The 23359-nt window shown below is 65.9% G+C and carries 23 protein-coding genes; 3 read left to right on the top strand and 20 right to left on the bottom strand.

Annotated elements, in window-relative coordinates; translation table 11 throughout:
• Nucleotides 1-517 precede the first annotated feature (517 nt).
• From IEW19_RS11160 to lysS, 4 genes are all read right to left on the bottom strand, one after another.
• Nucleotides 518-3010, bottom strand: coding sequence for an ATP-dependent Clp protease ATP-binding subunit (locus IEW19_RS11160; RefSeq protein ID WP_188571697.1), 2493 nt, complete (start codon nt 3008-3010; stop codon nt 518-520).
• Nucleotides 3011-3352: 342 nt separating this feature from the next.
• Nucleotides 3353-3682 carry a histone-like nucleoid-structuring protein Lsr2 gene (locus IEW19_RS11155; RefSeq protein WP_188571696.1) on the bottom strand — a complete coding sequence of 110 codons (330 nt, stop codon included), beginning with the start codon at nt 3680-3682 and terminating at the stop codon, nt 3353-3355.
• A 137-nt stretch (nt 3683-3819) separates the two neighbouring features.
• Nucleotides 3820-3987, bottom strand: coding sequence for a hypothetical protein (locus tag IEW19_RS11150; RefSeq protein WP_188571695.1), 168 nt, complete (start codon nt 3985-3987; stop codon nt 3820-3822).
• Nucleotides 3988-3989: 2 nt separating this feature from the next.
• Nucleotides 3990-5528 (bottom strand): lysine--tRNA ligase, encoded by a 1539-nt coding sequence (gene lysS, locus IEW19_RS11145; RefSeq protein ID WP_188571694.1) that lies wholly within the window; start codon nt 5526-5528, stop codon nt 3990-3992.
• A 68-nt stretch (nt 5529-5596) separates the two neighbouring features.
• On the opposite strand from lysS, the gene IEW19_RS11140 reads away from it, so the two are divergent.
• Entirely contained in the window at nt 5597-6451 is an 855-nt protein-coding gene (locus tag IEW19_RS11140) for an alpha/beta fold hydrolase (protein WP_188571693.1), read from the top strand.
• A 49-nt stretch (nt 6452-6500) separates the two neighbouring features.
• Entirely contained in the window at nt 6501-7337 is an 837-nt protein-coding gene (locus IEW19_RS11135; protein ID WP_188571692.1) for an alpha/beta fold hydrolase, read from the top strand.
• A gap of 66 nt (nt 7338-7403) precedes the next feature.
• Here IEW19_RS11135 and IEW19_RS11130 read toward each other — a convergent pair whose 3' ends face one another.
• The 3 genes from IEW19_RS11130 to IEW19_RS11120 all read right to left on the bottom strand — a co-directional run bounded on the left by IEW19_RS11130 (nt 7404) and on the right by IEW19_RS11120 (nt 10660).
• Nucleotides 7404-8906, bottom strand: a complete 1503-nt coding sequence (locus IEW19_RS11130; protein ID WP_188571691.1) for a DHA2 family efflux MFS transporter permease subunit — start codon at nt 8904-8906, stop codon at nt 7404-7406.
• Between the two features lie 126 nt (nt 8907-9032).
• Nucleotides 9033-9599, bottom strand: a complete 567-nt coding sequence (locus tag IEW19_RS11125) for a type 1 glutamine amidotransferase domain-containing protein (RefSeq protein ID WP_188571690.1) — start codon at nt 9597-9599, stop codon at nt 9033-9035.
• A 440-nt stretch (nt 9600-10039) separates the two neighbouring features.
• Nucleotides 10040-10660 carry a TetR/AcrR family transcriptional regulator gene (locus IEW19_RS11120; protein ID WP_188571689.1) on the bottom strand — a complete coding sequence of 207 codons (621 nt, stop codon included), beginning with the start codon at nt 10658-10660 and terminating at the stop codon, nt 10040-10042.
• A 126-nt stretch (nt 10661-10786) separates the two neighbouring features.
• Between IEW19_RS11120 and IEW19_RS11115 the strand changes: the two genes are divergently transcribed.
• On the top strand, nt 10787-11053 hold the full coding sequence (locus IEW19_RS11115) for a hypothetical protein (protein WP_188571688.1): 267 nt from the start codon (nt 10787-10789) through the stop codon (nt 11051-11053).
• Between the two features lie 38 nt (nt 11054-11091).
• On the opposite strand, the gene IEW19_RS11110 is transcribed toward IEW19_RS11115, so the two are convergent.
• The 13 genes from IEW19_RS11110 to tilS all read right to left on the bottom strand — a co-directional run bounded on the left by IEW19_RS11110 (nt 11092) and on the right by tilS (nt 23258).
• Nucleotides 11092-12018, bottom strand: coding sequence for a 4-phosphopantoate--beta-alanine ligase (locus IEW19_RS11110; protein WP_188571687.1), 927 nt, complete (start codon nt 12016-12018; stop codon nt 11092-11094).
• Nucleotides 12019-12912, bottom strand: coding sequence for a Rossmann-like and DUF2520 domain-containing protein (locus IEW19_RS11105; RefSeq protein ID WP_188571686.1), 894 nt, complete (start codon nt 12910-12912; stop codon nt 12019-12021).
• Nucleotides 12905-14599, bottom strand: a complete 1695-nt coding sequence (locus IEW19_RS11100) for a PH domain-containing protein (protein ID WP_188571685.1) — start codon at nt 14597-14599, stop codon at nt 12905-12907. The genes IEW19_RS11105 and IEW19_RS11100 overlap by 8 nt, the downstream gene beginning before the upstream one ends.
• Entirely contained in the window at nt 14596-15108 is a 513-nt protein-coding gene (locus IEW19_RS11095) for a PH domain-containing protein (RefSeq protein ID WP_188571684.1), read from the bottom strand. The genes IEW19_RS11100 and IEW19_RS11095 overlap by 4 nt, the downstream gene beginning before the upstream one ends.
• Complete coding sequence (locus IEW19_RS11090; protein ID WP_188571683.1) at nt 15089-15634, bottom strand: DUF3180 domain-containing protein; 546 nt, start codon at nt 15632-15634, stop codon at nt 15089-15091. Before IEW19_RS11090 ends, IEW19_RS11095 begins: the two co-directional genes overlap by 20 nt.
• Entirely contained in the window at nt 15631-16176 is a 546-nt protein-coding gene (gene folK / locus IEW19_RS11085; protein ID WP_188571682.1) for a 2-amino-4-hydroxy-6-hydroxymethyldihydropteridine diphosphokinase, read from the bottom strand. The genes IEW19_RS11090 and folK overlap by 4 nt, the downstream gene beginning before the upstream one ends.
• Nucleotides 16173-16565 (bottom strand): dihydroneopterin aldolase, encoded by a 393-nt coding sequence (folB, locus tag IEW19_RS11080; protein ID WP_188571681.1) that lies wholly within the window; start codon nt 16563-16565, stop codon nt 16173-16175. Before folB ends, folK begins: the two co-directional genes overlap by 4 nt.
• A gap of 13 nt (nt 16566-16578) precedes the next feature.
• Nucleotides 16579-17517 (bottom strand): dihydropteroate synthase, encoded by a 939-nt coding sequence (folP, locus tag IEW19_RS11075; protein ID WP_188571680.1) that lies wholly within the window; start codon nt 17515-17517, stop codon nt 16579-16581.
• A gap of 9 nt (nt 17518-17526) precedes the next feature.
• Nucleotides 17527-18171, bottom strand: a complete 645-nt coding sequence (gene folE / locus IEW19_RS11070) for a GTP cyclohydrolase I FolE (protein ID WP_188571679.1) — start codon at nt 18169-18171, stop codon at nt 17527-17529.
• Between the two features lie 9 nt (nt 18172-18180).
• Complete coding sequence (ftsH, locus tag IEW19_RS11065) at nt 18181-20244, bottom strand: ATP-dependent zinc metalloprotease FtsH (protein ID WP_188571678.1); 2064 nt, start codon at nt 20242-20244, stop codon at nt 18181-18183.
• A gap of 172 nt (nt 20245-20416) precedes the next feature.
• Nucleotides 20417-21505: a LacI family DNA-binding transcriptional regulator gene (locus tag IEW19_RS11060; RefSeq protein ID WP_188571677.1), complete on the bottom strand. Its 1089-nt coding sequence runs from the start codon at nt 21503-21505 to the stop codon at nt 20417-20419.
• A 97-nt stretch (nt 21506-21602) separates the two neighbouring features.
• Entirely contained in the window at nt 21603-22154 is a 552-nt protein-coding gene (gene hpt, locus IEW19_RS11055) for a hypoxanthine phosphoribosyltransferase (RefSeq protein WP_142042755.1), read from the bottom strand.
• Between the two features lie 30 nt (nt 22155-22184).
• The gene (tilS, locus tag IEW19_RS11050; RefSeq protein WP_188571676.1) at nt 22185-23258 is read right to left on the bottom strand and encodes a tRNA lysidine(34) synthetase TilS; all 1074 of its coding nucleotides are present in this window, start codon (nt 23256-23258) and stop codon (nt 22185-22187) included.
• Nucleotides 23259-23359: the final 101 nt, after the last annotated feature.

Here is a 23359-nt window from a genome sequence, read left to right as displayed (position 1 = left end):
ATGAATGCCACACCGTGACACTAGAACAAATCCCATTAGTGCGTGAAAAACCATGAAGCAGCCCGCATCACCGCAGGTCAGCACGATACGCTCCCGAAATATCCCGGCCCATGAGCCAAGTCAGGTGCCCCCGATTCAACACGGTTTGTGCCCGCCATCACAGTCGCCACGCACCCCTTCCCTCCAGGCCGGGCGTTGGCGCGGTTCCTTGGCTGGGTCCGGTACCGGCCATCAGAGATTTCCCGGCGCCTGCTCCTTCGTCGCTTTGACGGCGCCTACATAAATCCCCGATGCCGGCTCCTCGTGTGCAGCGTGGCACAAACTCCCCGCGAGGCACCGAGCGAGGGCGCCGGGGCCATTTGTGTAGCTTGCGTCAAAGCGAGGAACGAGCAGCAAGCGGCAAATGACCCCGGTGCCCTCGCGGACGGAACCACTGCTGGGGTGAAGAGGGCAAGCGAAAGCCCCGCCGCTCCTTGTGGAGTGGCGGGGCTTTCGCTGTTCTGCTGGAGGCCTGGACCTAGTGGGTCGGGGCGATTTCCGGGATGCGCGGCTTGGCGTTGCCGGCGAAGGTGAACTTCGCGTCATCGCCTTCGCCTTCGACATCCACCACGACGATGTCACCGGCGTGGATCTCGCCGAACAGGATCTTCTCGGAGAGCTGGTCCTCGATCTCGCGCTGGATGGTGCGGCGCAGCGGCCGGGCACCCATGGCGGGATCGTAACCGCGCGTTGCCAGGAGCACCTTGGCCGCCTTGGTGAGCTCGATGCCCATGTCCTTGTCCTTGAGGCGCTTCTCCAGCCGCGTCACGAACATGTCCACGATCTCGATGATCTCGTCCTGCGTGAGCTGCGGGAACACCACAACGTCATCCACACGGTTTAGGAACTCGGGGCGGAAGTGCTGCTTAAGTTCCTCCGTGACACGGGCCCGCATCCGGTTGTAGCCGGTCTGCGTGTCGGTGCCGGACTGGAAGCCGGTGGCAACGCTCTTGGAGATGTCCCGGGTACCCAGGTTGGTGGTCATGATGATCACGGTGTTCTTGAAGTCCACCACGCGGCCCTGGGAGTCGGTCAGGCGGCCGTCTTCCAGGATTTGCAGCAGCGAGTTGAAGAGGTCCGCGTGGGCCTTCTCCACTTCGTCGAACAGCACCACGGAGAACGGACGGCGGCGGACCTTCTCGGTCAGCTGGCCACCCTCCTCGTAGCCCACGTAGCCCGGAGGGGCCCCGAAGAGCCGCGAAACGGTGTGCTTCTCGGAGTACTCGGACATGTCCAGCGTGATGAGGGCGTCCTCTTCACCGAACAGGAACTCCGCGAGGGCCTTGGCGAGTTCGGTCTTGCCGACGCCGGTGGGGCCGGCGAAGATGAACGAACCACCGGGGCGCTTGGGGTCCTTGAGCCCTGCACGGGTGCGGCGGATGGCCTGCGAGAGTGCCTTGATTGCCTCGTCCTGGCCGACGACACGCTTGTGCAGTTCGTCTTCCATCTTGAGCAGCCGCGAGGACTCTTCCTCGGTCAGCTTGAAGACCGGGATACCCGTGGAGTTGGCCAGCACCTCGGCGATGAGATCCTCATCCACCTCGGAAATGTCGTCCATGCCGCCGGACTTCCAGTGCCGCTCCTTCTCCGACCGCTCAGAGATCATCTTCTGCTCCTTGTCGCGGAGCGCGGCGGCGCCTTCGAAGTCCTGCGCGTCGATGGCGGATTCCTTCTCCATCTTCAGCTTGGCGATGCGCTCGTCCATGGCCTTGAGCTCCGGAGGAGCAGTCATGCGGCGGATGCGCAGCCGCGCGCCAGCTTCGTCGATCAGGTCGATCGCCTTGTCGGGCAGGAAGCGGTCCGAGATGTAGCGCTCGGCCAGGCTGGCAGCTGAGGCCAGCGCGCCGTCGGTGATGGTGACGCGGTGGTGTGCTTCGTACCGGTCGCGCAGGCCCTTGAGGATCTCGATGGCGTGCGCCACAGAGGGTTCCTTGACCTGGATCGGCTGGAAGCGGCGCTCCAGGGCGGCATCCTTCTCGATGTGCTTCCGGTACTCATCCAGCGTGGTGGCACCGATGGTCTGCAGCTCGCCGCGGGCCAGCATGGGCTTCAGGATCGAGGCTGCATCGATGGCGCCTTCGGCGGCTCCGGCACCCACCAGGGTGTGGATCTCGTCGATGAACAGGATGATGTCGCCTCGGGTGCGGATCTCCTTGAGGACCTTCTTCAGGCGCTCTTCGAAGTCACCGCGGTAGCGGGAACCTGCCACCAGGGAACCGAGGTCCAAGGTGTACAGCTGCTTGTCGCGGATGGTCTCCGGGACGTCGCCGCGCACGATCGCCTGGGCCAGGCCCTCGACGACGGCCGTCTTGCCGACGCCAGGCTCGCCGATGAGGACCGGGTTGTTCTTGGTGCGGCGGGAAAGGACCTGCATGACGCGTTCCATTTCCTGCTCGCGGCCGATGACCGGGTCCAGCTTGTTCTCGCGCGCAGCCTGGGTCAGGTTGCGGCCGAACTGGTCCAGGACCACGGAACCGGCAGGTGCGCCTTCGGGCTGTCCGCCGCCGACGCCTGCGCCGGTGGTTTCCTTGCCCTGGTAGCCGGAGAGGAGCTGGATGACCTGCTGGCGGACCCGGTTGAGGTCTGCGCCGAGCTTGACCAGCACCTGGGCGGCGACGCCTTCACCTTCACGGATCAGGCCGAGCAGGATGTGCTCCGTGCCGATATAGTTGTGGCCCAGCTGCAGGGCTTCGCGCAGCGAGAGCTCCAGCACCTTCTTGGCACGTGGGGTGAAGGGGATGTGGCCGGAGGGAGCCTGCTGGCCCTGACCGATGATCTCCTGCACCTGCTCGCGAACGCCGTCGAGCGAAATGCTCAAGGACTCAAGAGCTTTGGCGGCAACGCCCTCACCCTCATGGATCAGACCCAAGAGGATGTGTTCGGTACCGATGTAATTGTGGTTCAGCATGCGTGCCTCTTCTTGGGCAAGCACAACTACGCGACGGGCACGGTCCGTAAATCGCTCAAACATTTCGCCACACTCCTAGCTACGACGTACTTTGATGCTACGTGCCCGCTCCGGAGTTGTGGAGCGTGTTCGCCACAGGGGAAACCGGGCCCGTTGCGGGAATAACGGCGGCGGCCGGTTGCAGCGTGGCGAACCGGACCCGCAAGGCGAACCAGCAGCCGGCTATGCGTCGGCAGGGCGGTTTCAAAGTCCACAAAAATTCGCGCACATCGGGTGCTCAGGCGAACTTCCTAATTGGGTCAATGGACAGGCTCGCGGGCTTCCCGTAGCAGCAATGTCCGGAATTGAAAAACCCCGCCCCGCCTGGCGGCGGTAAGCGGGGTTTCGGTGGAGCTAAAGGCAGTCCTAGGAATTTGCCTTTTGGTAGGCCTCCTGGATTTCGGCCTGAATTCGGCCGCGGCTGTTAACCGTGTAGCCGTTATCCCGCGCCCATTGCCGGATTTGCGCCGAATCATGGCTGCGGCCCCCGGTTGCAGCCTTCGTCCGCTGCGTGCGGCCTCCGGATGCCTTGCGTGCAGCAGTAATGAACCTCTCCAATGAAGACCGGAGTTCAGCGGCATTGGCTGCCGACAGGTCAATCTCGTAGCTGGCCCCGTCGAGGCCAAACTTAACATTCTCGTCTGCGGATCCCCCATCCAGATCATCAACGAGGATGATGTTTACTTTCTGTGCCATTAAAGTCTTCCTCTTGCTGGAAAGTCGGTTTTCAGAAAAGCAGGATGTTTCCCAAAAAAAGTATGACTCTTATGTTGGCAACGCGTCAAAGCGCCTAATGGTTCCTTGGGGATAAATCCGGAAAGTAGGGGGTTTATCTATTTGGTTTCGGGATCCGAGGGCCGCACCGGGAGGGAATCGGCTTCGGCCTGCGCGCGGGCCTCCGCCTGCCGTTCAGCCTTGTCCGCGTTGAAGATCGCCTTCATGGCGAACCAGAAAAGCAGGCCCACCACGAGGGAGGGAAGAATAACTGCTACGTATTCCATGATCAGTGCCCTTCGGGCTTCAGCAGGGGGAACAGGATGGTTTCGCGGATGCCGGCCCCGGTGAAGAGCATCACCAGCCGGTCGATGCCCAGGCCGATGCCGCCCATGGGCGGAGCCCCGTATTCCAGGGCCCGCAGGAAGTCCTCGTCCAGCTGCATGGCCTCGACGTCGCCGGCGGCTGCGTGCAGTGATTGCTCGGTTAGCCGCTCGCGCTGGATGACGGGGTCGATCAGCTCGGAGAAGGCGGTACCGCGTTCCATGCCGCCGATGATCAGGTCCCAGGCCTCGATCAGCCGGCCGTCCTCGCGGTGCGGGCGGGCCAGCGGCTGCGCGGACGGCGGGTAGTCGTAGACGAAGGTGGGGTTCAGCAGGGTGGGTTCCACGATTTCACCGAAGAGCTCAACCGCCAGCTTTTCGGCGTCCCACTTCGGGTCCACCTTGACCTCATGCTTGGCAGCGATTTCCCGCAGCACCTCAACCGGGGTGTCCGGCGTGATTTCCTGCCCAACGGCGTCGGAAAGTCCGGGGTAGACGGGGAGCCAGGTCCAGTCGCCGTCGAGGTTGATCTCCCCCGCCTCCGTCTGGAGGACGCGCCCGGCACCCACGGCGTCCGCGGCGTCGAGGATGATTTCCTTGATCCTCTCCGCCATGACGAACTGGTCGGCCCAGGCCTCATAGCACTCAAGGGTTGTGAACTCGGGGCTGTGGGTGGAGTCGACACCCTCGTTGCGGAACACGCGGCCCATGTCATACACCCGGTCGATCCCGCCCACCACGGCACGCTTGAGGTACAGCTCGGTGGCGATGCGCAGGGTCATTCGCTGGTCGAATGCGTTCATGTGGGTTTCGAACGGCCGTGCCAGGGCGCCGCCGTGGACCAGCTGCAGGATGGGCGTTTCCACTTCCACGTAGCGGTGCCGGAACAGTGTTTCGCGGATGGAGCGGGTGATGGCCGCGCGGGTGTAGACCATTTCGCGGGCCTCGTCGCGGACCATCAGGTCAACGTAGCGCTGGCGGACGCGGGTTTCCTCGTTGAGGTCCGCGTGCAGCACAGGCAGCGGACGCAGGGCCTTGGAGGCCATAGCCCAGGACTCGGCCATGACCGACAGTTCCCCGCGGCGCGAGGAAATGACTTCGCCCTTGATGAATACGTGGTCGCCCAGGTCAACCAGGGCCTTCCACTCCGCGAGCGCTTCCTCGCCCACATTGGCAAGGCTCAGCATGGCCTGCAGGCGTGTCCCCTTGCCGTCCGTGCCGCCTTCCTGCAGGGTGGCGAAGCAGAGCTTCCCGGTGTTCCGGACAAAGACCACACGGCCGGTGACGCCCACGATGTCCCCGGTGGTGTCGTCCGCCTCAAGGTGGGAGTACTTTTCCCTGATCTCGGCAAGTGAATGCGTGCGCTCCACTCCCACGGGGTATGCCTCCGTGCCACGCTCAAGAAGCTTGGCGCGCTTTTCCATGCGGATCCGCATCTGCTCGCTGGCGTCGAGGGGCTCTGGGGCATTCTTGGGCGCGGGGGTGTTTTGGGAAGTCACAATCATCAAGTTTACCGGGCGTTACCAAGCCGGGCTCCCAGCTCCCCCGCAGGGGTGGGCCCTACTATGGGCTGGTGAAAGAACAGGTACTTCCAACGCACGACGGCGGCAGGCTGGCTTTGTACAGCTACGGCAGCGAGGATGCGCCGGGCGAAAAACGGGTGCTATTGATCGGCGGGGCGTTCCTGACGGCCCTGATCTACCGGCCGTTCTCCAATTCGCTGGCGAAGGGTCTGGGCGACGGCTGGGCGGTGGACGTTTACGACCGCAGGGGACGCGGCAGCTCCTCCGGGCAGCCGGCGGACTACTCCATGGCCACCGAAATCGAGGATGTCCGGACGGTCATGGAGGCCACTGGCGCACGGAACATCCTGGGCCACAGCCTGGGCGGTTCAGTGGCCCTGAACGCGGTGCAGGAGTTCACCGGAACCGCGTTCGTTCCGGACAAGCTTGCCGTGTATGACGCGGCGGTGAACATCGACGGCAGCATTGATACCCGGTGGCTGGACGGGTTCGAGGATGCCGTCAACAACGGACGGGTGGGCCACGCACTGGCGCATATGAGGAGGGCCACCAGTCCTGGCTCCCCCATGGCCAGGATCCCGGAGCCCGTCCTGGCAGGACTGATGGCGGTCGTGTCCCGCACCAAGGTGAACAAGGTTTTCAGGCAGGTCATGCCCAGCGGCGTGGGCGAACTGCGGGCTGCGTACGACGAAAAGGACCATGCCCGCGACTTCAGCGTGCTGCCCCCCGGCACGCACTTCATGGCCGGCGGCAAAAGCCCCAGTTATTACAAGCTGACGGCGGAGCGGCTCCACGCGGCAGTACCAGGCAGCACCTACCAGCTCTCACCCAAGTGCTTCCACGGCTCCATCCCGGCTGCCGTGAAGGAACTGGTCACCGACATCGCGGCGTACTTCAAGGGCTGAGCGGGCGTCCGGGATGCCCGCACCCAGCTTGCTCGGCTAGGCTCGGAACATGACGCGAGAGAACATCAGGACCCCCGATGGCGGCACTGTGGAGCTCTTCTCCACGGGTGCGGAACTGGCTTCGGCAGGTTCGGGGGTGGTGGTTGTTCCGCCCTCCATGGTGACGGCCGCGGACTACACCAAATTCGCCCAAAAACTGAGCGTCGCACTGGGCCGCCCCGTGCACACCTTCAATCGGCGCGGCCGCGGCTCCTCGTCGCCCCAGCCGGACAACTATACGTTGGACGTGGACATCCGGGACCTGAACACGGTCATGAGGCACACCGCCAGCACCGACGTCTTCGGGCACAGCTTCGGCGGCGCCGTTGCCCTGCACGCCGCGCGGACCCTTCCAGTGGAACGCCTCGCCGTCTACGACCCCGCGGTCTCCGTCAACGGCAGCGTCACAGCCGACTGGATCACTGAATACGAGCGGGCCATCGCTGCCGGGGACGACGACCGTGCCCTCGCGGTGATCCAGCGGGGCCTGGAAGCCGGCGGCGCCTTCTCATCGCGCATGCCTCTGTCCATGCTCACCCTGGCCAACAAGCTGACGGCCGGCACCACGGAAGGCAAGCAGCAGCGCGAGCTGATGCGCACCGGCGTCCGCGAGATCAAGGCGATCATCGCCGCGGACATGCCGGCCGAACCGTTCCAGGCACTGCCCCTTGAGACGCTGATTGTTGTGGGCGAAAAGAGCCCCGCCTACTTCGGCATCGCCTGCGGCCAGATCCACGACGTGCTCTCCGGCTCCAGCTACACCATCCTCCCCGGATTCGGCCACGACGGCGCTATCAAGGCGCCGGACAAGCTGATCAAGGAACTGAGCGAGTTCTTCGCCGGCTGACCCATGTAAGTAGCAGCAACTGCCGTTTTGGAGGCTCAAAACGACAGTTGCTGCTACCCAGTTGGGCTAGTGCGCCGGACCGTGGCCCGCGCCTGTGCCTTCGGTCTTGCGCATCATGGCGGAAAGCACGACGGCGGCAAGGGCTATGACGGTTGCCGTCATGAAGGCGGCACTCATCCCGGCAACGAGTCCCGACGCCGCACTGACAACCGCGAAGATGGACACCAGCAGTGCCGTGCCGGCGGCGCCGGCCACCTGCTGCGTGGTGCTCATGATCGCCGAACCATGGGAGTAGAGGTGCGGGGGCAGCGGGTTCAGCCCGGTGGTGAACGCCGGTGTGAACAGCAGCGCCAGGCCGAAACTCAGCCCCACGTGCAAGGTGACGATCCACCAAACCGCCGTGCCGGCGTCGAGCATGGAAAACTGCCAAAGGCTCACCACCATCAGGATGGATCCGGTGACCGTGAGCGGCAGCGGGCCCACCTTGTCGAACGCGCGGCCGATGACCGGGCCCAGCAGGCCCATGGCGAGGCCGCCGGGGAGCAGTGCCAGGCCGGTTTCAAGCGAGCCGAGGCCCCGCACCTGCTGCAGGTAGAGCGGCAGCAGGATGACGCCGCCGAACAGGGCCATCATGGCCACCACCATCAGCAGGACCGAGACGGTGAACATCCGGAAGCTGAACGCGCGCAGGTCCAGCAGCGGAGCGGCGGCTTTCTGCAGCCGGACCTGGCGGAGCACGAAAACCGTCAGGGCAGCGACACCGATGACCAGGGCAGCGATGGCGCCGGTACTGGGACCTGCCTGGCCGCCGTGCCCGCCGCCGATCTGGCTGAGCCCATAGACCAGGCCACCGAAGGCAGGAACGGTGAGGAGCACGGACAGGAAATCGAGTTTGCCCTTTTCCACCTCGCCCACGTTTGTGAGGTACTTGGCGCCAATGGCGAGCGCCGCGAGGGCCACCGGCAGGACGAAGACGAACATGAAGCGCCAGGTGAAGTGCTCGAGGATCAGCCCGGAGACGGTGGGACCCATGGCGGGGGCCACCGAGATGGCAATGCTGACGTTCCCCATCACGGCTCCGCGCTTGGCCAGCGGCACCAGGGTGAGGATGGTGGTCATCAGCAGCGGCAGCATGATGGCGGTTCCGCCCGCCTGGACAATGCGCGCCAGGAGCAGGACCTCGAACCCGGGGGCCACTGCTGCAAGTGCTGTTCCGCCGGCGAACAGGCCCATGGCAAGCATGAAGACGGCCCGGGTGGAGAGCCGCTGGAGGATGAAGCCGGTGGTGGGGATGACCACTGCCATGGTGAGCATGAACCCGGTGGACAGCCACTGTACGGTCGGCGCGTCAACGCGGAGGTCCACCATGAGCCGCTGCAGGGCGACGTTCATGATGGTCTCGTTCAGGATCACCACGAACGTCGCCACCAGCAGCGTGCTGATGATGGTTACGGACTCCCGGGACATCTTCTCCGGCGCAGCGGGCTGGGTTCCTGGGCGGATTGCTTCCCGGACTTCGACTGCCGGAACGGGCTGGCCGCCGGCGTTTGGAGAGACTTCGGTAGACATGGGTGTTCCCTCAGGGATTTTTGTGAGTGATGCACGGTCGGCGCCGCTGCAGGTTTCAACACTCTACCCGCTGGAGTAATTCCTCCGGACGGGATCTTTTTAACCCTGAGGGAACAGTTGGGGGCCCTAAGCTGTCTGGCCCGCGTGCTGGCCTTCGGAGATTTCCTCCACCAGCTTGCTGTTGAACGCCGGGAGGTCATCCGGGTTCCGGCTGGTCACCAGGCCCTGGTCCACCACCACTTCCTGGTCCGTCCAGTTTGCACCCGCGTTTTTCAGGTCGGTTTCAAGGGTGAAGTAGGACGTGACGTTCCGGCCCCTGATGACTCCGGCCTCGATCAGCAGCCAGGGTCCGTGGCAGATGGATGCGACCGGCTTGTGCTGCTCAAAGAAGCTGCGGGTAAAGCTCTGGGCGTCCTTGTCGACGCGCAGGTGGTCGGCGTTGACCACGCCGCCGGGAAGCACCAAAGCGTCGTAGTCGGAGGCGTTCGCTTCCGCCACGGTGAGATCGACGTCAAAGGTATCGCCCTTGTCCGTGCCGTTGTAGCCCTGCAGCTTGCCGCTCTTGGGGGCGACCAGGGTGGGCTCGCCGCCGGCGTCCTTCACGGCCTGCCAGGGACTGGTGAGTTCCACCTGCTCTACGCCGTCTGTCAGCAGGAATGCCACCTTCTTGCCTGCGATGCTGTGCTCTGACATTGTTCCTCCTCGCCTGAGGGGGCCGCGCGTTCTTTTGGCGCGCCGGGTCCCGCTCGAGAGTTGATTGCCTGACGCCTTCCAGCCTAGGAAAGGAGAAAGTAATAAGCAAGCTGACTATTATGTTCGGCTTTCCGCCGCGGATGGTTATCCACGCTGCGCACATTCCTTTTCGCTTCGGGTATTTGGGGTGCTGGCAGGAATCCGCGCGGCGGCCATGCGTACGACGGCGGCACGCGGCTTCTAGGTTGAGGCACCTTTGGCTGGGGGCGCCTTGGCGGACAGCGTTCCCAGCGTGAATGTCAGGGGCTCCACGGATGATACCGCTATGGGAATTACCAGTGGTGAAGGGGTCCGGAAGTCGCATGGCGCAGCTAAAACCCATCCGGCCCCATGCCCTGCGCGGAGGTGGGTAGTGATTGCCCTGCTGCCCAGCGCCAAGGCTAAGCCCTGTGATGCTCGATCAACCATCCGGCCATCTGCTGGGCGCGCTTGGCGGCCTGCAGGTCGCCACCGGTGGCCGAAATGATGGAGCCTTTCATCAGAATCTGCCAGGAGCGCGCAAACTCGTCCGGGCTCAGCAGTCCGGCCTCTTCCGCCAAAGCCTGAACATGCCCGCGGAGCTTCGCCAGGTAATCGATGCTGGCTTGGCCCAGCGGATGCGATGGTCCCATTTCGAGCAGGACATGGATGAAGGTACTTCCCTCAAAGTCCTCGCGCCGGAACCATTCCTCCAGGACGTCGAATATTGCCAGCAAATGCTCAACGGGGCTTGTCCCCCGGCGCCGCGCCTGGCTCACAATGGCTTCGACGGTCCAGAGCTTGTCCCGCTGCTCCAGGAATGCCAGGACCAGGGAATCCTTTGACGGAAAGTGCCGGTAGAAGGTGGCCTTGGCCACGCCCGATCGTTCGATGAGCTCATTGACGCCCACATCGCGGACTCCGCGCCGCGAGAACAGCTCGTAGGCCACTGAAAGGATGCGCTCCACGGCATGTGCGTGACCCTCTGACGGCACCACGCGTGAAGACTCAGGGGAAACCGGGACCTTCGCCTCTGTACTCATAGGACTTAAAGTCTATCGCAGGGGGAGACAGACCTGTCTTTCCCGCTGTAGTGTTTCTCCTACGCAGTGCTTTCGAACACCGCAGAGGCCCACCCAGGTGGCCAGTTTTGGAGCAAGGAGGCCCCAATGTCAGCAGAGCGGATGTTCCAAAGCGTCCCGTCGGACCCAGATCCCTGGATGTCCAGCGAAACGCCGGCCGAAGTCAGGCAGTTCGCCATCGAGTCGCTCAGATGGCAGGCGCAGGAAATTATCGATGAGCTTCTCGACAGTCAGGACCCATGTGAAGAACTGGTCCGGGCACGCCTGCGCCGTTGCGTCGCCCGGAATCCGGGCCGGCCCGAACGCGCCCTCCTCGAACAGCTCATGACCTGCCGGGACCACCCAGGCCTGTAACGGGCGCCACCGGGCATGGCGGTTACCAACGCAGGGGGCTATGAATTGAGCACCACGTTGTCGATGAGTCGCACCGGACCCACCTTGGCCGCGATAAGCGCCAAGGCATCGCCGCGGAAAGGTGTTTCCCGGCAGTTCTCGGCCAGCGGCTCAAGGGTTCCCGGATCCACCACGTCGAAGTAGTCCAGTTCCACCAGGGGCTGGGACTCCACCAGCGCCAGGGCTGAGTCAAGGTCCAGCGGCTCGTGGGCGTTCGCCCGCTCTTCCAGCAGCCGCAGGGCCCGGGACAGAACAAGTGCGGCGTCCCGCTCGTCGCCGGACAGGAAGCGGTTCCGGCTGGACAACGCCAGCCCGTCCTCCGCCCGGACCGTTGGCACGCCCACGATCTCCACGGGGAAGTCCAGATCGGAGACCATCCGCCGGACCAAGGCCAACTGCTGGGCGTCCTTCTGCCCAAAGTAAGCCCGGTAGGCAGGCAGGCTGCCACGTTGGGGACCGGCGGCGGCGCCAGCTGGAAGACCCGCCGCAGGTATCCCGTAGTGCAGCAGTTTGGCCACAACGGTCAGGGCACCGTCGAAATGTCCGGGCCTGGAAGCACCCTCCCACTTGTCCCCAAGGCGCCCGGACGTGATCCGGACCAGGGGCTCCCCGCCGGGGTAAACCTCTTCGACCGTGGGCGCGAACACAAGGTCAACGTCCTGCCCCTCCAGCAGGGCAAGGTCCGCATCCAGCGTCCGTGGATAGCGGTCAAGGTCCACTGCGTCGCCGAACTGCAGGGGGTTGACGAAGATACTGGCCACCACCACGTCATTGTTCTCGACGGCGGCGCGGGCCAGTGCGGCATGGCCCTCGTGAAGCGCGCCCATGGTGGGCACCAGCCCCTGTGAAACGCCCCGCTTGGCGCCGAGGAGCCTGGCGCTTTCGGCCCGCAGGCCGGCCACCGTGGTGACGAGTTGAATGGACATTCAGTCCTCCTTCGGATCGAGGGCCTCGTGCAGCCCCTTCAGCTGGTCAGGTTTCAGCAGTCCGCGCCCTCCGGCGCGGAGGGCGGTGGCGCGTGCCATCGCAAGGTAGGCCTCCAGCACGTCGCCGTGCCCGCCGCCGTCGAACTCCCGCAACGCCTCGGCGTGGGCACGCACCGTCCCCACGTCCCCGCGGGCCACCGGGCCGGTCAGCGCCGACTCCCCCGAGGCCAGGGCATTCTCCAGGGTGGCCCGCAGCAGCGGACCCAGCATGCGCCCCGGCGATTCCACACCCACCTCCCGCAGGAGCTGCGAGGCCTGGGCCACCAGCGTGACAAGGTGGTTGGAACCGTGGGCCAGGGCTGCGTGGTACAGCGTTCGGTCCGCCTCCGCGATCGCGACCGGCTCCGCGCCCATCTCCACCACCAGCGCCTGGGCGATGGGCAGCATGGCGGCATCCGCCGTCACGCCGAAGGTGCAGTCGAGCAGCCGGGTAAGGTCCAGGCTCATGCCGGTGAACGTCATGGCCGGGTGCAGCGCCAGCGGAATGGCGCCGGCGGCACGCACCGGATGCAGCACGCCCACGCCGAACCGGCCGGAGGTATGCGCAACGAGCTGGCCGGGCTGCCAGGCCCCGAGCTTCGCCAGCCCATCGACCAGATCCGGCAAGGCATCGTCCGGCACGGCCAACAGCACCAGTTCCGCGCGCTCCACGATGTCCTGCACTTCCAGGATCGGCACCCCGGGCAGCAGCGTTTCAGCGCGTTCCCGGCTTGCGTCGGAGACCGCTGAGACCCCGACGACGGCGTGTTCGGCCGCGCGCAGGGCCGCACCGAGAACGGCACCCACCTTTCCGGCGCCGATGATTCCGACGCCGAGGCGCCCGGGCTTAGCCATGCTGCTGGCCTTCCTGTTGGTGATGGATGCGGGCGTCACTGGCGGCCGCCCCCGGCAACGGCACACCAGGCGTCGGCGTACCAGGCGACTGCCTGACAGGCAACTGCACAGTCGCACCTGGAGCAACCTGCCGCAACCATTGTTCGGTGGTTTGCCGCTTCCTGGCCAGCCGGGCACGCGCCGACTGCTCGTTGAAGAGTTGCCTCGCCTGGTCCAGCCCCGCCTGGGTCAGCCGCGGGGCTACGGGACCCGCGGTGGTGTGCAGCACCAGGTCCGCCACCCGGAACCGTCGCGCCACGGGCCCCTGGTGCAGGGCCAGTGACTGCGTACGCTGGTGGGGAACCACCACAAGCTCCCGCCACCAACGGCCGGCACGGATCAACAGGGCCGTGTCCGTGGCGGTATAACCGTTCCGCCGCCAGGCCAAGGGTGCCAGCAGCCTTGCGCGCCGCGGGGTGGTGACAAATCCGGCGTCCGAATCCCTGCCTGTAAGGCCCGCGGCAAACACCGCCGCCGGCCTGTCCGTTCCCGGGTCCGGGAGGACCAGGGAGAGCATGGCCATGACCTCGGCGAGCTTGCCCACGGGCAGGAGAATTGTCCTGGTGTTGCCTTCCGCTGCGTTGCCGGACGCCCCGTAGCCGGCCACGTTTACCTGCATGCGGTACCAGCCGAACGGACGCCACAGCGGCGGCTGGGCAATTTTCAGCGCCTGGATCCGGCCGGGGGGAAGCGTCTGCGCCTGCGTGTCGAGCAGCCCGTACCGGAGCCGGATGCCGTCCGGCGAGACCGCGGCCGTGAAGTTGTACCCCTTGTTGAAGAAGTTCCAGTAGCCGGCTGCGAGGCCCAGGGCCGCGGGCACCAGGTAGAAGTAGAAGGCGCGGTTCTCCGTCAGCACGGACAGGGCCACCGAAGCGAAGCCGCCCACCACAATAAAGAAGCTTTGCTCGCTCAGCAGCAGCGATCCAATAAGGCGCGACGGCGGCACCGCAAGAACCGTAAATTCCGGCGCCTCGTGTGCGGGCTGGGCAAAGTGCCGGGCCCCCGGGGAGTCCGCGGAACCAGCCCCGGCCCCGGCGGCCGCCGCGGAAACAGTGCCGGCCCCGGCGGCCGCCGCGGAAACAGTGCCGGAGGAAACTGCGCCGGAAGCACGCGCCAGGATGGTGGCGCGCAGTTGGCGTGCGTCGTCAAGTTTGAGGTAGGCCAGGCGCACCGCGGATTCGCCCGCGTCGGCCACCTCAAACTTGAGTTCGGCGAGGCCGAAGATGCGGGCCAGCAGTGGCTGCACGATGTCGATGGCCTGCACCCGGTCCAGCCGCGCCTGCCGGTGCTGGCGGAACAGGAGGCCGGACTTGGCCCGGACGTAGCCGCCGGACACCTGGTACTTGGTGAAATACCAGGTCAGGACGAACCCGAGCACCGCCACTGCCAGCACCACCGCACCGCCGCCCAGGAGCCACGGCGCCCGCCTGGCGAACCCGTCCTCGAACACGGGCTGGCCCTGCAGTGTCCGCTCCACGACGTCCCGGCCTAAAAAGAATGTGATGGCGGCCAACGCAACCCAGCCGCGGACGAAAGGCGAGGCGGGATGCACGCGCAGCCACTCGCCGTCGGACGGTCCCTTTGTTTCCAGGCTGTCCGCAGCAGGCGGCACCGCCGGCGGCCCGGGCGGCTGGCCGTCAGTGGTCACAGCCCTGCCAGCCTGGCTTCGCCTCGGGCGGCCAGCTGCTCCCGGAGCCGGGCGCCTTCCGCCGCCGGGAGGCCGGGGATGCGCGCGTTGGTGCCGGGTGAGGCCGTGTGCAGCTTTACGGTGCACAGGCCCAGTCCACGCTCCATCGGCCCCACCGCAATGTCCACATACTGCATTCGGCCGTAGGGGACGGCCAAGGTTCGCTGGAAGAAGATGCCGCTCCTGACCAGCAGGTCGTCGTCGCGCTCGGCGTAGCCGATGGCCCGGACCTGCCGCGGGATAAGCGCCAGCCGCCATAAAGCAACCAGCAGCATAGCGGCCGGAATGGTGACGGCCAGCCACAGCGGCGGCCACAGCCACCAGCCGAGGAGGACAAACACCAGCGGCGCGGACAAGACCAGCACCGCTAAAAGGTTGGCCAGGGCCCATTCCACCAGCCGGACCGTCAAGTATGTCGGCGACACCCGCTGCCAGGCGATATCGGGCGGGTCAATCGCCTCGGTAGGCATATTCGCCTTCCCCTGCGGCTTCCCCGCGGGCAGGGCGGCCCTTCTTCCCGTTGACGCCGGTGTCGCTGTCCTCCGGGGGAATTCTGCAGAACCGCTCTACGAGGAGCCCCACCACGATCATCACCAGGCCCCCGCCGGCCATGGCCAGGGCCAGCCAGGTGATTCCCTGGTCACTGCGCAAGCTCCAGATCCGCAGCTGGTCCAGGAAGATGCCCACGTGCCAGCCCAGCAGTACTGTTCCGGCGTAGGCGCACGCCTGCGCCAGGACCAGGGTCCGGGCGGCCAGGAGGGGATCCAGTTGTGTCTTCCTGTCCTTGCTGTCCGGCTTGTGGCTGTTGCGCCACTTCAGGACCCGGAGGCCCAGAATCAAGGTGATGATGACGATGACGCCCATGGTGGCAAGGGCGGTGAGCGGCAGGACAGGCGTCGCGATGCCGTACCGGCTGGTCACAACCGTGGCTGACCAGCCCGCGACCGCAAGGATGACACAGATCAGCAGCAGGCGGAGCGGGTTGATGGGCTTCATCGCTCCTCCACCGCTCCCGCAGTGGGCATCCCGTCAAAGTCGCCGAACCCGTCGAACGGGGAGAGGTCTTCAAAATCGTCCGCCTGGACTGCCAGGGTGCTGATCCGTTCGCCGTCCAGGGTGGCGGCGGGTTCGATGAGCGACCACGGGTAGAGGACGAACGCACGCGACGCCGCCAGGGGATGCGGAAGGGTAAGGGCGGGATCCTGGCTGCGGAGCTCGCCGTAGGTGATGATGTCGACGTCGAGCGTCCGCGGCCCCCAGCGGACCTCTCGGACGCGGAGGTGCTTGTTCTCCACCGCCTGGCAGTGAGCCAGCAGTTCCTGCGGAGTCAAGCTGGTTTCCACGGTGACCACCATGTTCAGGAAGTCCGGCTGGCCGGCCGGGCCGCCCACGGCCTTGGTCTGGACTATTGGCGAGACGGCAAGCAGCCGGACCTCCGGCGGATCCACCAGGTCCGCCACGGCCTCGGTCAGGGTCTCGTTCCGTTCCCCAAGGTTGCTGCCCAGCGCAAGCACGGCCTTGGTGTAGCTCCTGTTCACCTCTGCGCCCCGGTCAGCTCTTGGCCGGCAGGGACCCGTGTCCTGTGGACGGTGACCGCCACGTCACCGAAAGGGACCTCAATGGGGGCCTGGGGTTTATGGACGGTGACGTCCACGGCCTGGAGCTTGAATTCCGCCAGGAGGCTGTCCGCGATCCGCACCGCGAGGGCCTCGATAAGGTTCAGGGGCTCCCCGCAGATCCAGTCGGTAATACGCTGCGCTACCTCACCATAGTGCGCGGTGTCCCGCACGTCGTCGGACTGCGCCGCTTCCGTGAAGTCCAGGTAGAGCACTGTGTCCACGACAAAGGGCTGGCCCTCCCGGCGTTCAAAATCGAAGACGCCGTGATGGCCGACGGCGGTCACTCCGGTCAGCGTAATCCTGTCCATGGGTCCCCCGGCCCTATTGTGTTTTGGGTACGGCTTGTGCCGTGGAGACTGCGGCCATGCGCGCAGCCACCTTGACGGCGTCAAGGCTGGAACCGACGTCGTGCACGCGGACGGCCCATGCACCGCGGTGGGCGCTGATTGCCGTGATCGCGGCCGTGGCGCCGTCCCGCTCTTCGGGAGCGGCGGACTTGCCCGCCACCGTCAGCAGGGTGCCGAGGAAACGCTTGCGGGATGCACCCACCAGGACCTTGTGGCCCAGGCTGTCCAGCTGGTCAAGGTTCTGCAGCAGTTCCCAGTTCTGGGCGTCGTTCTTGGCGAACCCCAGGCCCGGATCGATGATGATTTGTTCCTGGCTGGCCCCTGCGGCGTAAAGCTTGTCCCGCACTCCTGCCAGCTCTGCCACCACTTCCCCTGCAACGTCCGTGTATTCGGCGAGTGAGTTCATGGTCCTGGCGTCCCCGCGGCGGTGCGTGAGGATGTAGGGGGCCCTGGACGCCGCTACCAACTCCACCATCTCCGGTTCGATGGTCAGCCCGGAGACGTCGTTGATGATGGCCGCGCCGGCTTTGAGGGCAGCGGCTGCGGTGGAGGCATGGGTGGTGTCGATGCTGACCAGCGCGCCGGCCTTCACCAGCGCTTCGATCACGGGCAGGACGCGGCGTTGCTCTTCGTCCGGCGTCACATCCTCAGCACCGGGCTGCGTGGACTCGCCCCCGACGTCGATGATGTCTGCGCCGGCATAGAACATCCGCAGGCCGGCCGCGATGGCGGTGTCCGCCGTCGCATGCTTCCCGCCGTCGCTGAAGGAATCCGGCGTGACGTTCAGGATTCCCATGACCAGGGTGCGGTCAGCAGGCAGGTCTTCGAAGCGTGCGGCCGGGCGGGGCTTGCGCAGGATGGGCAGCGGGGATGTTGCAGGCCCCGTTCCGGGGGCTGCGGCGAGTGAATCCATGGTCTGTGGTTACCTTCCGAGGATGAGGCTCATGGCTTCGGCACGGGTGGCCGGGTCATGAAGCTGCCCGCGGACCGCACTGGTGACGGTCTTCGCTCCGGGCTTGCGGACGCCGCGCATGGACATGCACATGTGTTCGCATTCAACAACGACGATGGCGCCACGGGGCTTGAGGTGGCGCACCATCGCTTCGACAATTTCAGTAGTAAGCCGTTCCTGCACCTGGGGGCGGCGCGCGTAGATATCCACCAGGCGGGCCAGCTTGCTCAGCCCGGTCACCTTACCGTCGTGCGAGGGGATGTAGCCAACGTGGGCCACCCCGTGAAACGGCACCAGGTGGTGCTCGCACGTGGAGTAGAACGGTATGTCCTTGACCAGGACCAGTTCCTCGTGGTCCAGGTCGAACGTGGTGGACAGGACGTCCGCGGGATCATGGTGCAGTCCGGCGAACACCTCGGCGTACGCCTTCGCAACCCTTTTCGGGGTGTCCGCGAGGCCGCCCCGGTCCGGGTCCTCACCGATGGCAATGAGGATCTCGCGGACGGCTGCCTCGATCCGTGGCCGGTCGACCCTTTCCTTTTTGGAGGGGTGGGAACCGTCCTCCGCCGGGAATCCGGCGGAGGCGGGAACGTCGTCGTCGTCGAATGAAGTCACAGGAGAAGCTTAGCCGCGAAGGGTGTCAGGCCCCGAGTCGGGGGTACCCCCGTGGAACGGAGCATCCTCCGAAACGCCCTGGGCGTGCGGCGGCTGGGCGTCCAGGGGCTCGTCCATCCGCGCCCTCTTCGCTTCTTCCTGCGCCTCGCGCTCGGCGCGCTCCAGTCGGCTCTCCACCGGTCCCGTCAGCTGCACGGGACGGGTCTCCTTGGACAGCCACACCTCGCGGAAGTCCCGCTTGCGCACATCCCGGAAGATGTCGGCGATCTCGGCCTGGTTAAGGGTTTCGCGCTCCAGCAGTTCAAGGGCCAGGTAGTCCAGGATGTCGCGGTTTTCGGTGAGGATTTCGTAGGCCTCATCGTGGGCCTGCTCAATCAAGCGGCGCACTTCCTCGTCCACAACATAGGCGATCTGGTCCGAGTAGTTGCGCTCGTGGCCTGCATCGCGGCCCAGGAAGGGTTCGCCGCCGCCCTGGCCCAGCCGGACAGCGCCGACGCGTTCGCTCATGCCGTACTCGGTGACCATCTTGCGTGCAGTGCCTGTGGCCTTCTCGATGTCATTGGAAGCGCCGGTGGACGGATCGTGGAAGACGATTTCCTCGGCCACACGGCCGCCCATGGCATAGGCCATCTGGTCCAGGAGCTCGTTGCGGGTCACGGAGTACTTGTCGTTTTCCGGAACCACCATGGTGTAGCCCAGGGCCCGGCCGCGCGGGAGGATGGTGATCTTGGTGACCGGAGCCGAGTTCCGCAGTGCGGCCGCCACCAGGGCGTGGCCGCCTTCGTGGTAGGCGGTGATCTTGCGCTCGTGTTCCTTCATGACGCGGCTGCGCTTCTGCGGGCCTGCCATGACGCGGTCAATGGCCTCGTCCAGGGCGCGGTCGTCAATCAGGTTGGCGTTGGAGCGGGCCGTGAGCAGCGCGGCTTCGTTGAGGACGTTGGCGAGGTCGGCACCGGTGTAGCCGGGCGTCTTCTTCGCCACAGCCTTGAGGTCCACGCCCGGCGCCATCGGCTTTCCCTTGGCGTGGACCTGGAGGATCTGGTCGCGGCCGATCAGGTCCGGCGCTTCCACCGACACCTGGCGGTCGAACCGGCCGGGACGCAGCAGTGCCGGGTCCAGGACGTCGGGCCGGTTGGTGGCAGCGATGAGGATTACGTTGGTCTTGACGTCGAACCCGTCCATCTCCACCAGCAGCTGGTTGAGGGTCTGTTCACGTTCGTCGTTGCCGCCGCCGATGCCGGCGCCGCGGTGCCGGCCTACGGCGTCGATTTCATCCACGAAAATGATGGCTGGCGAGTTGGCCTTGGCCTGCTCAAAAAGGTCGCGGACGCGGGAAGCACCGACGCCGACGAACATCTCGACGAAGTCCGAGCCCGAGATGGAGAAGAAAGGGACGCCGGCCTCACCGGCAACGGCGCGGGCCAGCAGGGTTTTACCGGTGCCTGGCGGACCGTAGAGCAGCACACCTTTGGGGATCTTGGCGCCAACGGCCTGGAACTTGGCAGGTTCCTGCAGGAATTCCTTGATTTCCTGGAGTTCCTCCACGGCCTCGTCGGCACCTGCGACGTCTGCGAAGGTCACCTGCGGCATGTCCTTGCTGACCATCTTCGCCTTGGACTTGCCGAACTGCATGATCTTGGAGCCGCCGCCCTGCATGCGGGTCATCAGGAACCAGAAGAGGGCGCCCAGCAGGATGACCGGAATCAGGAGGGAGAGCAGGCCGGAGAACCAGTTGCTCTCAATCGGCTGGTCGGTGAAGCCCTGGGCCGGCTTGGCATCGGTGACAGCCCTCACCACGTCCTGCGCGCGGGCGTCCACGAAGAAGAACTGGACGCTCTTGCCCTTGTCCTGCCCGTTTACCTGCAGGTTGTCCTTCAACGTGAGGTCAACGCGGTTCTCGCCGTCGAAGATCTTGGCCTGCTCCACCTTGTTGCTGGAGAGCAGTTCCAGGCCCTTGTCCGTATCGATGCGTGCGGCACCGCCGGGGGCGAGCGTTGCAAAAGCCACAAGGAGCAGACCGACCACAACGACGATCCAGATGCCCGGGCCTTTGAAGAAGTTCTTAGCTTTCATCTGTTCGGGGCTGGCCCCGTCCCTTCCGGTAGTGCTTCACGGCGAGTAGTCTGCGCGCGTGATGGTGCTGCGTCAGCTTCTAGCTATACACCGTCCGGAGTAGATCACGCATAGCGAAAAGCAAAAGTTCCCTGTGGGCGTAGTGGGTCCGGCAGTCCGCCGAACGCCCGCCTCAGGACTGGCGCACTGCGGTGTTTGGCGCCGACACGGATCCGCGGGTCACCAGCCGGCACGCGAGCAGCACGGGGTCCGGCACGCCGGGGCGTTGGATTGCACCAGCTTCCACCGCAGCGCTTTCAATCCCATCGATCAACCGGTTGGCGGCCCACGCACCCATTTCACGGTGCGGCAGTGCCACGGTGGCCAGGCCCGGGTGGAGATTGGCGGCGATCAGTTCCTCGTCCCCGAATCCGACGACGGACAGGCCGCCAGGGATGGACAGGCCCAGTTCCGCGGCGGCGCGGTAGGCGCCCATGGCCATCCGATCGTTGTAGCAAAAGAGGGCCGACGGCGGGTGGCCGCCTGCCAGCATCCTTCGGGCAGCTGCGTACCCGCCTGATGCATCGGGGGATGAGGTCTCTACAGGGGCCGACGCCCCATTCAGCACAGCATTTTCCCTTCCCGCGCTGGCCATGGTGTCCAGGAACCCCCGAAGGCGCTGGCGGGCGGAGGGAATGTCCTCCGCGTTGTTGAGGAATCCGATCCGCGTGTGGTTGGCGGCGAGCAGCGCCTCGGTCGCAGCAGCGGCGCCGCCGTACTCGTCGCCGACAACAGCCGGGAGGCCTCCGTCCGCGGCAACAGCATCTACCAGGACCGCAGGGACGTTGCCCAGGTTGGCCGGGGCCCGCAGGATCCGCTGGTGGCTGGACGCGTAAAGGATCCCGTCCACGTGCCGCTCCAGGAGGGACTCCACATCGGCTTCGCGGGAGCCCGGGCCGCCCGGTCCCACGGTTGTGATGACCATCAGGGTGTAGCCGCGGGCGCGGGCCGCATGGTCTGCGCCAAGGATGATGCTGCCGGCGTGCGGCGTGGCGGCCATGTCTTCACTGACCAGGCCCAATACCCCGGACCTTCGGCTGCGGAGGGCCCGGGCCAGGCGGTTGGGGCCGTAACCCAGCCGGGCCGCCGTCGTCCTTACCTTTTCGCGGGTTTCCGGGCTGACCCGGGCAGAGGGAACGTCGTTGAGGACGTGCGAGACCGTGGTGACTGAAACGCCGGCCTCCCGCGCCACGTCCCGGATGCCCACGCTGCTGCTACCCACGTTTCCCGGACTTCACCTCAAAGCCTCCGCGAGATGGCATTTGACGGCAGTCCCAGGCGGCACCATTGCCTTGAACTGCCATCTCGCGGGGAAGGGCTTACTCGTAGACGTGCGGGGCCAGGGTGCCCACGAAGTCCAGGTTGCGGTACTTCTCGGCGTAGTCCAGGCCGTACCCGACCACGAATTCGTTGGGGATGTCGTAGCCCACGTACTTGACGTCGATCTCCACCTTGGCGGCGGTGGGTTTGCGGAACGCTGTGCAGATTTCCACGGAGGCGGTGCCGCGGGATTCCAGGTTGGTCTTCAGCCAGGACAGTGTCAGGCCGGAGTCGATGATGTCCTCAACGATCAGCACGTCCTTGCCCATCAGGTCGGTGTCCAGGTCCTTGAGGATCCGCACCACGCCCGAGGACTGGGTACCCGAGCCGTAGGAGGACACTGCCATCCAGTCCATGGAAATGTGGCTGTGCAGTGCCCGGGCCAGGTCAGCCATGACCATCACGGCGCCTTTGAGGACGCCCACAATGAGGATTTCGCGCCCTTCGTAGTCCTTGTCGATCTGGGCGGCGAGTTCGGTGATGCGCTGCTGGATCTGTTCCCTGCTGTAGAGAACGTGCTTGAGATCTGCCTGGACGTCGTTTGAATCCACCAATGGCTCCTGTTTAGATGCGGGGTGCGACTATTTTACGGGCGGTTTTTGAGGCCGGAATACTAGCTTCCCACAGCGCGCGCGATCGCGGGGAACGGAATCGGCGCCGGCCGTGGTCCCCGGAACGGCAGCATCCTTCGATCCGTCCAGCTGGGCCAGGGACAGCCGGTACACACTCACGCCGCCGGGAAGCTCCACGGGACCGGCCGAGCCCTGCCGCCGGAGCAGCGCTTCCGCCGCCAAAAGGCGCTGGTAGCTGGGCTGCTGCCCGCCGACGTCGGCCGCTGCCTTGGCGATGACGCGGAACCTGATGGCCGGAGCCAGGGCGCGCAACGCCTCCTCCGGCAGGCTCAGTTCCCGGCCGTCCCGCACCACCAGGGAGGCGTACGTGCTTTCTGCCACATCCTCCAGGTAGTCGGCGTCCAGCTGCAGGATGGCAGCGGTCCGGGCCAGGGATTCGGCGACGCCGGGACCAAGTTTTTCCTCGAGGTGCGGCAGGACTTCCACCCGGGTCCGCGACCGGGCAAAGGAGGGGTCGGCGTTGGTGGGATCGTGCCACGGGTCCAGCTCCTCCACGGCACAGATTTCCTCGGTGTCGGGCCGCCGCAGTCCAAGGAACGGGCGCAGCAGGACGGCATTCCCGGTTCCGGCACGGGCCGGCCGCATACCCGCGAGGGACCGGGTGCCGGAGCCCCGGGCCAGGCCCAGCAGTACCTGTTCGGCCTGGTCGTCGAGGGTGTGGCCCAGCAGGATTGCCTCCGCGCCCTGGTCCGCGGCGGCGGCTTCGAGCGCGGCATGGCGCGCCTCCCGGGCCGCGGCTTCGGGGCCCATGCCGGCACCTGCCACGGTGACGGTACGGATTTCCACCGGCGACAGGCCCAGGTCCTGCAGCGCCACGGCCGTGCGGGCGGCAATGTCGTCGGACCCCTCCTGCAGTTGGTGGTCCACCACCACGGCGCCCACCGTCAGGGGCCGGCCATCCACGTGGCCGCGCCGAGCGAAGTACGCAGCGACGGCGGCCAGCGCCAGGGAGTCCGGGCCGCCACTGCAGGCCACCACGACGTGGCGGGGATATCCGGCCTCGGCCAGGGCGCTTTGCAGCATTTTGCGCGCAGTGCCGACGACCGGTTCGAGCCTGCCCGGCCGGCGTCGTCCGCTCTTGCGTTGGGAAGCCGTGCCCTGGCCGGGCTTTGCTGGCCGGCCAG

The organism is Arthrobacter liuii (genome assembly GCF_014639275.1).
Taxonomy (GTDB): domain Bacteria; phylum Actinomycetota; class Actinomycetes; order Actinomycetales; family Micrococcaceae; genus Arthrobacter; species Arthrobacter liuii.
Note: the sequence above shows the minus strand (reverse complement) of the source record. Positions and strands in the feature narration are given on the sequence as shown.

Excerpts from the sequence above, each read along its gene's own strand:
- IEW19_RS11160 (WP_188571697.1), bottom strand. The coding sequence starts at position 3,010 with ATGTTTGAGCGATTTACGGACCGTGCCCGTCGCGTAGTTGTGCTTGCC.
- IEW19_RS11155 (WP_188571696.1), bottom strand. The coding sequence starts at position 3,682 with ATGGCACAGAAAGTAAACATCATCCTCGTTGATGATCTGGATGGGGGA.
- IEW19_RS11150 (WP_188571695.1), bottom strand. The coding sequence starts at position 3,987 with ATGGAATACGTAGCAGTTATTCTTCCCTCCCTCGTGGTGGGCCTGCTT.
- lysS (WP_188571694.1), bottom strand. The coding sequence starts at position 5,528 with ATGATTGTGACTTCCCAAAACACCCCCGCGCCCAAGAATGCCCCAGAG.
- IEW19_RS11135 (WP_188571692.1), top strand. The coding sequence starts at position 6,501 with ATGACGCGAGAGAACATCAGGACCCCCGATGGCGGCACTGTGGAGCTC.
- IEW19_RS11130 (WP_188571691.1), bottom strand. The coding sequence starts at position 8,906 with ATGTCTACCGAAGTCTCTCCAAACGCCGGCGGCCAGCCCGTTCCGGCA.
- IEW19_RS11125 (WP_188571690.1), bottom strand. The coding sequence starts at position 9,599 with ATGTCAGAGCACAGCATCGCAGGCAAGAAGGTGGCATTCCTGCTGACA.
- IEW19_RS11120 (WP_188571689.1), bottom strand. The coding sequence starts at position 10,660 with ATGAGTACAGAGGCGAAGGTCCCGGTTTCCCCTGAGTCTTCACGCGTG.
- IEW19_RS11115 (WP_188571688.1), top strand. The coding sequence starts at position 10,787 with ATGTCAGCAGAGCGGATGTTCCAAAGCGTCCCGTCGGACCCAGATCCC.
- IEW19_RS11110 (WP_188571687.1), bottom strand. The coding sequence starts at position 12,018 with ATGTCCATTCAACTCGTCACCACGGTGGCCGGCCTGCGGGCCGAAAGC.
- IEW19_RS11105 (WP_188571686.1), bottom strand. The coding sequence starts at position 12,912 with ATGGCTAAGCCCGGGCGCCTCGGCGTCGGAATCATCGGCGCCGGAAAG.
- IEW19_RS11095 (WP_188571684.1), bottom strand. The coding sequence starts at position 15,108 with ATGCCTACCGAGGCGATTGACCCGCCCGATATCGCCTGGCAGCGGGTG.
- IEW19_RS11090 (WP_188571683.1), bottom strand. The coding sequence starts at position 15,634 with ATGAAGCCCATCAACCCGCTCCGCCTGCTGCTGATCTGTGTCATCCTT.
- folB (WP_188571681.1), bottom strand. The coding sequence starts at position 16,565 with ATGGACAGGATTACGCTGACCGGAGTGACCGCCGTCGGCCATCACGGC.
- folP (WP_188571680.1), bottom strand. The coding sequence starts at position 17,517 with ATGGATTCACTCGCCGCAGCCCCCGGAACGGGGCCTGCAACATCCCCG.
- ftsH (WP_188571678.1), bottom strand. The coding sequence starts at position 20,244 with ATGAAAGCTAAGAACTTCTTCAAAGGCCCGGGCATCTGGATCGTCGTT.
- tilS (WP_188571676.1), bottom strand. The coding sequence starts at position 23,258 with ATGCTGCAAAGCGCCCTGGCCGAGGCCGGATATCCCCGCCACGTCGTG.